Source organism: Pseudogracilibacillus auburnensis, assembly GCF_003201975.1.
GTDB classification, from domain to species: Bacteria; Bacillota; Bacilli; order Bacillales; family Amphibacillaceae; genus Pseudogracilibacillus; species Pseudogracilibacillus auburnensis.
The window spans coordinates 1-3,090 of sequence record NZ_QJJQ01000033.1 but is presented as its reverse complement, the minus strand read 5'-3'; the positions used below and the strand labels follow the sequence as shown (position 1 = coordinate 3,090).

General features: G+C 49.4%; 1 rRNA gene. It reads left to right on the top strand.

Annotated elements, in window-relative coordinates:
• The first annotated feature begins 116 nt into the window (after positions 1 to 116).
• Positions 117 to 3,047: ribosomal RNA gene (locus tag DFR56_RS22450) — 23S ribosomal RNA — on the top strand.
• The last annotated feature ends 43 nt before the right edge of the window (positions 3,048 to 3,090 follow it).

Here is a 3,090-nt window from a genome sequence, read left to right as displayed (position 1 = left end):
CTTTTTTGTCACATTCTGTGACCTGAAAAAGAAGTATGAACTTGTACCTTGAAAACTAAATAAGAGCAAGATAATCAACGACATCAATAAAGTATTATTATTATATTTGTAGGTTTAGTTAAGTGAATAAGGGCGCACGGTGGATGCCTTGGCACTAGGAGCTGACGAAGGACGGGACTAACACCGATATGCCTCGGGGAGTTGTAAGTAAACTGTGATCCGAGGATTTCCGAATGGGGAAACCCACTATTCGTAATGGAATAGTACATCTACTTGAATACATAGAGTAGATGAAGCACACCCAGGGAATTGAAACATCTTAGTACCTGGAGGAAGAGAAAGCAAATGCGATTTCCTTAGTAGCGGCGAGCGAAATGGAATGTAGCCCAAACCAGTAAGTTTACTTACTGGGGTTGTAGGACACTTCATATGGAGTTACAAAGAAGTATGTTAAATGAATCGATCTGGAAAGGTCAGCCAAAGAAGGTAACAGCCCTGTAATTGAAAATATATTTCCTCCGAAGTGGATCCTGAGTACGGCGGAACACGTGGAATTCCGTCGGAATCCGGGAGGACCATCTCCCAAGGCTAAATACTCCCTAGTGACCGATAGCGAACCAGTACCGTGAGGGAAAGGTGAAAAGTACCCCGAGAGGGGAGTGAAAGAGTACCTGAAACCGTGTGCCTACAAGTAGTCGGAGCGCTTTTATGCGTGACGGCGTACCTATTGCAGAATGGACCGGCGAGTTACGATCGTATGCAAGGTTAAGTGAATCATTCATGGAGCCGCAGCGAAAGCGAGTCTGAAATGGGCGCATTTAGTATGCGGTCGTAGACCCGAAACCGTGTGATCTACCCATGTCCAGGGTGAAGGTCAGGTAACACTGACTGGAGGCCCGAACCCACGTATGTTGAAAAATGCGGGGATGAGGTGTGGGTAGGGGTGAAAAGCCAATCGAACACGGAGATAGCTGGTTCTCTCCGAAATAGCTTTTGGGCTAGCCTCAAGATGATAGAAGTATTGGAGGTAGAGCACTGATTGGACTAGGGGCCCTCATCGGGTTACCGAATTCAGTCAAACTCCGAATGCCAATTACTTTATCTTGGGAGTCAGACAGTGGGTGATAAGGTTCATTGTCGAGAGGGAAACAACCCAGACCACCAGTTAAGGTCCCAAAGTATACGCTAAGTGGAAAAGGATGTGAAGTTGCATAGACAACCAGGATGTTGGCTTAGAAGCAGCCACCATTTAAAGAGTGCGTAATAGCTCACTGGTCGAGTGACTTTGCGCCGAAAATGTACCGGGGCTAAGCGTATCACCGAAACTGTGGATTGTTCCGTAGGAACAATGGTAGGAGAGCGTTCTACGTGCAGCGAAGTAAGACCGTGAGGACTTGTGGAGCGCGTTAGAAGTGAGAATGCCGGTATGAGTAACGAAAAAAGAGTGAGAATCTCTTTCACCGAAAGCCTAAGGTTTCCTGAGGAAGGCTCGTCCTCTCAGGGTTAGTCGGGACCTAAGCTGAGGCCGAAGGGCGTAAGCGATGGACAACAGGTTGATATTCCTGTACCACCTCGTGATCGTTTGAACGATGGGGAGACGCAGGAGGATACGGAAAGCGCACGGATGGATGTGTGCGCCCAAGCAGTGAGAGAGTTGGATAGGCAAATCCGTTCAACAATTTCAAGCTGTGATGGGGAGGGAAATTTAGTACCGAAGTTCCTCATTTCACACTGCCAAGAAAAACCTCTAGTAAGATCACAGGTGCCCGTACCCGAAACCAACACAGGTAGGCGCGGAGAGTATCCGAAGGTGAGCGGGAGAACTCTCGTTAAGGAACTCGGCAAAATGACCCCGTAACTTCGGGAGAAGGGGTGCTTCTTGTATGAGAAGCCGCAGTGAACAGGCCCAAGCGACTGTTTAGCAAAAACATAGGTCTCTGCGAAGCCGCAAGGCGAAGTATAGGGGCTGACACCTGCCCGGTGCTGGAAGGTTAAGGGGATGTGTTAGTGCATTCGCACGAAGCATTGAACCGAAGCCCCAGTAAACGGCGGCCGTAACTATAACGGTCCTAAGGTAGCGAAATTCCTTGTCGGGTAAGTTCCGACCCGCACGAAAGGTGCAACGACTTGGGCACTGTCTCAACGAGAGACCCGGTGAAATTATACTATGCGTGAAGATGCGCATTACCCGCGACAGGACGGAAAGACCCCGTGGAGCTTTACTGTAATCTGATATGGAATGTTTGTGCAGCTTGTACAGGATAGGTGGGAGCCTGAGAAGCGTGAGCGCTAGCTTACGTCGAGGCAATGGTGGGATACCACTCTGGCTGTATGAACATTCTAACCCAGGACCGTTATCCGGTTCGGAGACAGTGTCAGATAGGCAGTTTGACTGGGGCGGTCGCCTCCCAAAAGGTAACGGAGGCGCTCAAAGGTTCCCTCAGAATGGTTGGAAATCATTCGTTCGAGTGTAAAGGCAGAAGGGAGCTTGACTGCGAGACCAACAAGTCGAGCAGGGACGAAAGTCGGACTTAGTGATCCGGTGGTTCCGCATGGAAGGGCCATCGCTCAACGGATAAAAGCTACCCCGGGGATAACAGGCTTATCTCCCCCAAGAGTTCACATCGACGGGGAGGTTTGGCACCTCGATGTCGGCTCATCGCATCCTGGGGCTGTAGTCGGTCCCAAGGGTTGGGCTGTTCGCCCATTAAAGCGGTACGCGAGCTGGGTTCAGAACGTCGTGAGACAGTTCGGTCCCTATCCGTCGTGGGCGTTGGAAGTTTGAGAGGAGCTGTCCTTAGTACGAGAGGACCGGGATGGACACACCACTGGTGTACCAGTTGTTCCGCCAGGAGCATAGCTGGGTAGCTACGTGTGGCACGGATAAGTGCTGAAAGCATCTAAGCACGAAACCCGCCTCAAGATGAGACTTCCCATCATTTTAAATGAGTAAGATCCCTTACGAGACGATAAGGTTGATAGGTTCGAGGTAGAAGCGTAGTGATACGTGAAGCTGACGAATACTAATAGATCGAGGACTTAACTAAGCTTTATATTGAACGTTGATTATAGCAGTTCTTATTTAGTTTT